The sequence below is a fragment of the Collimonas sp. genome (assembly GCF_044339385.1).
Taxonomy (GTDB): Bacteria; Pseudomonadota; Gammaproteobacteria; order Burkholderiales; family Burkholderiaceae_D; genus Collimonas.
This window is the reverse complement of sequence record NZ_JBIIVN010000154.1, coordinates 1-6,330: the sequence shown is the minus strand read 5'-3', so window position 1 is coordinate 6,330 and position 6,330 is coordinate 1. Positions and strand designations below refer to the sequence as shown.

The 6,330-nt window shown below is 54.3% G+C and carries 8 protein-coding genes; all 8 read left to right on the top strand.

All coding sequences use genetic code 11. The annotated features are described in order from the left end of the window. The coding region (locus ACIQ0R_RS10585; protein WP_395827006.1) for a S1 RNA-binding domain-containing protein at window positions 1-691 on the top strand (691 nt) is incomplete at its 5' end. 24 nt (window positions 692-715) lie between these two features. Continuing rightward, on the top strand, window positions 716-1,021 hold the full coding sequence (locus ACIQ0R_RS10580; protein ID WP_395827003.1) for an integration host factor subunit beta: 306 nt from the start codon (window positions 716-718) through the stop codon (window positions 1,019-1,021). Window positions 1,022-1,209: 188 nt separating this feature from the next. Then, entirely contained in the window at window positions 1,210-1,524 is a 315-nt protein-coding gene (locus ACIQ0R_RS10575; protein ID WP_395827000.1) for a lipopolysaccharide assembly LapA domain-containing protein, read from the top strand. Window positions 1,525-1,638: 114 nt separating this feature from the next. Further along, window positions 1,639-2,814, top strand: coding sequence for a lipopolysaccharide assembly protein LapB (gene lapB / locus ACIQ0R_RS10570; protein ID WP_395826997.1), 1,176 nt, complete (start codon window positions 1,639-1,641; stop codon window positions 2,812-2,814). Between the two features lie 78 nt (window positions 2,815-2,892). Further along, entirely contained in the window at window positions 2,893-4,275 is a 1,383-nt protein-coding gene (locus ACIQ0R_RS10565) for a UDP-glucose dehydrogenase family protein (RefSeq protein ID WP_395826994.1), read from the top strand. Window positions 4,276-4,294: 19 nt separating this feature from the next. After that, window positions 4,295-5,245 carry a D-glycero-beta-D-manno-heptose-7-phosphate kinase gene (gene rfaE1, locus ACIQ0R_RS10560; protein WP_395826991.1) on the top strand — a complete coding sequence of 317 codons (951 nt, stop codon included), beginning with the start codon at window positions 4,295-4,297 and terminating at the stop codon, window positions 5,243-5,245. Window positions 5,246-5,333: 88 nt separating this feature from the next. Continuing rightward, window positions 5,334-5,633, top strand: coding sequence for a ComEA family DNA-binding protein (locus ACIQ0R_RS10555; protein WP_395826988.1), 300 nt, complete (start codon window positions 5,334-5,336; stop codon window positions 5,631-5,633). Between the two features lie 319 nt (window positions 5,634-5,952). Then, a partial coding sequence (locus ACIQ0R_RS10550; RefSeq protein ID WP_395826985.1) for a pyridoxal-phosphate dependent enzyme occupies window positions 5,953-6,330 on the top strand: 378 nt, incomplete at its 3' end.

The following is a 6,330-nucleotide window of genomic DNA, read 5'->3' as shown; positions in this document are numbered from 1 at the left end:
TCTGGAAATCGACGAAGGCCGCCGCCGTATCAGCCTGGGCATGAAGCAATGCAAGGCTAATCCTTGGGACGACTTCGCTGTTACCCACAAGAAGGGCGACAAAGTTAAGGGCGCGATCAAATCGATCACCGACTTCGGCGTGTTCATCGGCCTGGCCGGTGACATCGACGGTCTGGTGCATCTGTCGGATCTGTCCTGGACTGAAACCGGCGAAGAAGCCGTTCGTCGCTTCAAGAAGGGTGACGAGCTGGAAGCCATCGTTCTGGCAATCAACGTTGAGCGTGAGCGCGTTTCCCTGGGCGTCAAGCAACTGGAAGATGATCCATCCAACAACTTCGCTGCAATGAACGACAAGGGCGCACTGGTTACCGGTACGGTCAAGTCGGTTGAGCCTAAGGGCGCAGTGATCCAGTTGTCGGATGAAGTCGAAGGCTACCTGCGCGCTTCCGAAATCTCCCGCGATCGCGTGGAAGATGCCGGTACGCACCTGAAGGTCGGCGATACTGTCGAAACCATGGTCATCAACATCGATCGCAAGGCTCGCAGCATCCAGCTGTCGATCAAGGCGAAAGACAACGTTGAAACCCAGGAAGCAATGCAAAAGCTGTCTTCGGCTTCGGACTCCAATGCCGCTTCCGGCACCACCAGCTTGGGTGCATTGTTGAAGGCAAAGCTCGACAACAAGAACTAAGCAACAACTAAGCGAGTAAAGCTAATGACAAAGTCGGAGCTGATTGCCCGCTTGGCCGAGCGTAATCCGCAACTGATAGCTAAAGATGCGGATTACGCGGTCAAAACCATACTCGATGCAATGGCCGATGCTCTGGCAACCGGTCAACGTATCGAGATTCGTGGTTTTGGCAGTTTTGCGTTGAATCGCAGGCCGCCGCGTATCGGACGCAATCCAAAGTCCGGCGACAAGGTGATGGTTCCCGAAAAACGGGTGCCGCATTTTAAGCCAGGCAAGGAATTGCGTGAACGAGTCGATGCGATGGTCGGGCAACCGATTCAAGAAGACTGAGTTGTGAGTGCAAATCGAAACGGCATCTGCGGATGCCGTTTTTTTCACGTACAATTTCGCGCCATTTGACGTTAATATTGTTTATATGGTGGTTATGGATTTGTAAAAATGGCAATAACAATGAAGGCTGCACACTGCCTGCCCAGCATAGCTAAGCAATTTTTACTCAATCAAACGGAAAAAGTATCATGAAAATTATTTCCAGAATCTTGTCGGTTCTGCTGTTCATCGTTTTTTTCGGGTTTGCGCTGCAAAACAAAAGTAATGTCGCATTGCAGTTCTTCCCCGGTGTGACGCAGACTGGTCCACTGGTACTGTTCCTGCTCGGATTTTTCGTATTTGGTGCGATTCTTGGCGTGCTGGCAATGGCGCCGTCGGTGTTCCGTCATCGCCGCACCGCCTCTAAAACCCAAAAGGCCCTGGCTACGATGCAGAAAGAACAAGAAGCGCAGCGTCTGGCGCAATTGCAAGCACCACAACCGGACAGCATCAAAAATATATAATGCCGCCAGGTATTGAACTCGCAGGGTAGCCGTAGCGAACGGAAATTCAAGAGTTTGATCGGTCGGCATGTCTCCGCTGATTCAAGTCACGCTTAAAGCACATCACAAGCCCGTATGGAATTTGAAATTTGGTGGTTACTCGGTATCCCGGTCTTTTTCGGACTAGGCTGGGTCGCTGCACGTGTCGATATCAATCAATTGGTATCCGAATCACGCAGTTTGCCCAAAGGATACTTCAAGGGTTTGAATTTTCTGCTGAACGAACAACCCGATAAGGCGATTGATGCCTTCATTGAGATCGTCAAGCTCGATCCGGAAACTGCCGAGCTGCATTTCGCACTAGGCAACCTGTTCCGCCGTCGCGGCGAAACAGAGCGCGCGATCCGGGTTCACCAGAATCTGCTGGCGCGCCCGGATCTGGCGCAAGAACATCGCATGCACGCGCAGTACGAATTGGGCCAGGATTACCTGAAGGCCGGTTTGCTTGATCGCGCCGAAGAAAGTTTCAATCTGCTCGTTGGCAGCCAGTATGGCGCTCAAGCGGGCCGCGCATTACTGGAAATCTATCAGCGCGAAAAGGAATGGGTGCGCGCCATCGAGGCGGCGCAGGCTTTGCAGCAATCGGGGGCTGGCGGACGGCAAAAGGAAATCGCCCAGTTCTATTGCGAACTGGCGCAGGATGCACTGGTCGACTGCCATCCCGAAGGTGCCATGTCCTTGCTGGAGAAAGCGCTCAGCAACGACCGTAACAGCGTACGCGCTACCATGCTGCTGGGCGATGTGCATTTGGCCAAAGGCGACGTCGAAGCAGCATTGCAAGTCTGGCGCCGGGTCGAACAGCAAAGTGTGCCGCACGTGGCACTGGTGGCGCAGCGCCTGATGGACGGCTATCGCGCCGTTGGCCGGCCGCATGAAGGCGTTAATCTACTGCGCTCCTATCTGGCTGAGGCATCGTCAATCGATTTGCTGGAAGTGGTATTCAAAGCAGTCTTGGAGCTTGATGGGGTTGACGCTACCAATCAGCTGGTTAGTGACGAATTGCGACGCACGCCGACCCTGCTGGGACTGGATAAATTGCTGGAGGCTCGGCTGATGAAGATCACGCCGGAAATGCACTCCGAACTTTCCGTGGTGAAGAATCTGGTACATGGATACACGCAGAAGCTGGCGCGCTACCAATGCAGCCATTGCGGTTTCAAAGCGCGCCAGTTTTATTGGCAGTGCCCGGGCTGCAGTCGCTGGGAAACCTATCCGCCGCGTCGGACGGAAGAATTGAACGTAATGAATTAATCTTAAGGCAGGCGGGCAAGGTTTCCTGCCCACCTACAATCGGTTGAATTGCACGAAAAAACGGTACCACGGAATAACATGAAAATTACTATTATCGGCACTGGTTATGTTGGTTTGGTTACAGGTGCTTGCCTGGCCGAATTGGGTAACGATGTATTTTGTCTGGATCTTGATCAACGCAAGATTGCCATGCTCAACAGTGGCGGCATTCCGATTCACGAACCGGGCCTGGCGGAAATCGTTAGCCGCAATCGGGCCGCCGGCCGCTTGCATTTTTCGACCGACATCGCCGCCAGCGTGGCCCATGGTCAGATCCAGTTTATCGCAGTCGGTACGCCGCCGGATGAAGATGGTTCTGCCGACCTGACATATGTGTTGGCGGCCGCTGCAAACATCGGTAAACACATGAGAGGCTTTAAGGTAATTGTCGATAAATCGACGGTGCCGGTCGGTACCGCTGACAAGGTCCGTGTGGCGATCAAGGCGGAACTTGATGCGCGTGCAATGAGCGGCGCACCGATCCCGTTTTCCGTTGTCTCCAACCCGGAGTTCCTGAAAGAAGGCGCTGCGGTCGAAGATTTCATGCGGCCTGACCGTATTGTCGTCGGTTGCGACGACAGCCCGGAAGGGCAGCAGGCGCATGCACTGATGAAACAGTTGTACTTGCCTTTCAACCGCAATCACGAACGTACTTACTGGATGGATGTGCGTTCCGCCGAGTTCACCAAATATGCTGCGAACGCCATGCTCGCCACACGTATTTCGTTCATGAACGAACTGGCCAACCTGGCCGACAAGGTGGGAGCCGATATCGAGGCCGTGCGACACGGCATCGGTTCCGACCCGCGTATCGGCTACAGCTTCTTGTATGCCGGCTGCGGCTATGGCGGTTCTTGCTTCCCAAAGGACGTGCAGGCGCTGGAGCGTACCGCGCGTGATTACGGGCAGGAGTTGCTGATCTTGCGTGCCGTCGAACAAGTCAATAATCATCAGAAGCATGTGCTGGGCCAAAAGATTGCCGAACGCTTCGGCCCGGATCTGAGCGGCAAGCACTTTGCGCTGTGGGGCCTGGCTTTCAAGCCGAATACCGATGATATGCGTGAAGCGTCTTCGCGCGTGCTGCTGCGCGAACTGATCGACCGCGGAGCCACTGTGGCGGTGCACGATCCGGTTGCGATGGCTGAGGCGCGACGCGTGCTGGAACTAGACTTTGTGGAAGAGCCCGGTGCGCTGCAGCGGATTCGTTTTTGCGATAATCAAGGCGATGCGCTGCAGGATGCCGATGCGCTGGTCATTGTCACGGAATGGAAAACCTTCCGCAGCCCCGATTTCGAACAGGTCAAGGCTCGCCTCAAAGCGCCGATCGTCTTCGACGGCCGCAATCTGTATGAGCCACTGGTAATGCGCGACATCGGTTTCGAGTATTACGGCATCGGCCGTTCCGTGTTGGCGCGCGAGTAAGCAAAACGAGCAGAATAAAATGAGCACAATCAATACACAAGCCTTCAAGATACCCGCATCTTTCGACCAGGTACGGATTCTGGTGGTCGGCGATGTCATGCTGGACCGTTATTGGTTCGGCGAGGTCAGCTGTATTTCGCCGGAAGCACCGGTGCCGGTGGTGCGTATCGAAAAGCGTGAAGAGCGTCTGGGCGGAGCTGCCAACGTGGCGCGTAACATCGCTACGCTGGGCGGCGTAGCGGGCCTGCTCGGAGTGGTGGGCAAAGATGAGGCGGGCGACACCGTAGATAGCCTGCTGGCGGAAATGGGCGTCAACAGCTTCCTCACCAGAGATGCTGCGATCCCCACCATCATCAAGTTGCGCGTGATTGGTCGTCAGCAGCAATTGCTGCGCATCGACTTCGAAGAAGCGCCGAGCGACGCCGTGTTGCGCGACAAACTGACACGCTTTAATGCATTACTCTCTGAATATCAGGTGATTGTGCTGTCCGACTATGCCAAGGGCAGCTTGGTGAATGTTGCGCACATGATCGCCGCCGCCAGACAGGCTGGGAAATGCATTCTCGTCGATCCGAAAGGCGATGATTTTTCGCGCTACATCGGCGCCTCGGTGCTGACGCCGAACAAAGCCGAGATGGTGCGGATTGTCGGCAGTTGGAAAAGTGAAGCCGAATTGACCGAGAAGGCCCAAAAGCTGCGCGCGTCGTTGCATCTGGAAGCATTGTTGTTAACCCGTTCAGAAGAGGGCATGAGCTTATATACGGCGCAGGATGTCACGCATTTCCCGGCGATGGCGCGCGAGGTGTATGACGTATCTGGTGCCGGAGACACAGTGATTGCGACGTTGGCGATAATGCTTGGCGCAGGGTTGCCGATTGCCGATGCAGTCGCTTTGGCTAACCGAGCCGGCGGCATCGTTGTCGGTAAGTTGGGCACCGCGACGGTCAGCCGGGAAGAGTTGTTGGGCTAAGTAGATTCTGGTTTGTGGTGTAAATGGCAATTTAACCTGTCTTGATGACTATAATTCATCGTCATCATATCAACGGGAGAAGTTCCACATGCTTACAAGATTACGGCTGGTGTTTTGCGTATTGATGGCAACTTCGGGCCTGGCGTTTGCCACGGTTGATGTCAACAAGGGTGATCTCGCCGCGCTGACCGATATCAAGGGAATTGGCCCGACCAAAGCCAAGCGCATTATCGATGAGCGCAGTAAGGGCGGCAATTTCAAGAGTTGGGCCGACTTTGAAAGCCGGGTCCCGGGAGTTGGCGAAAAAAGTGCCTCCCGGATGTCGCAGTCTGGCTTGATACTTAACGGCAAGCCGAAAGGCGTTGCTGAAAGTAATAAAAAAAAATAGTCCAAAGAGTAATGTAAAGAGCGACATGAAGACCGAGATGAAGAGCGATAAAAAAACAATCCAAAGACCGGCGCGCTTTCTGCAACCTCCCCATCCAAGCCAACGGCTAACGCACGCTAAGTTATTGTCGGCATGCCGGCCACCTCAGCCAGAAGTATTGTGCATTTGTGTGAAGCCTCGCGACACGTCGCGAGGCTTTTTATTTGCCGTGGCGATTAAATACCTGTAGCCGATTTTTCGCCTGTATTTCTGTGCTTCGATACGCGTAACAACGTCTCATATTAAAATGGTCGTTTTGCATGAGACGCTTGATCAAACTATGCCTTATTCGACTATTGACGACACAATCGGCAACACCCCTCTGGTGCAGCTGAAGCGCATTCCCGGCAGCGATGCCGCGCAGCGGAACAATATTATTCTAGGCAAGATGGAGGGTAATAATCCAGCTGGATCGGTGAAGGACCGGCCCGCATTGTCGATGATCAAGCATGCTGAAATGCGTGGCCAGATCAAACCTGGCGATACCCTGATTGAGGCTACCAGCGGCAATACGGGCATTGCATTGGCGATGGTGGCTGCGATGCGCGGCTACAAGATGGTTCTGCTGATGCCGGAAAATCTGAGTGAAGAGCGACGCCAAAGCATGGCCGCGTATGGGGCTAAGATCATTCTTACACCGAAGACTGGCGGCATGGAA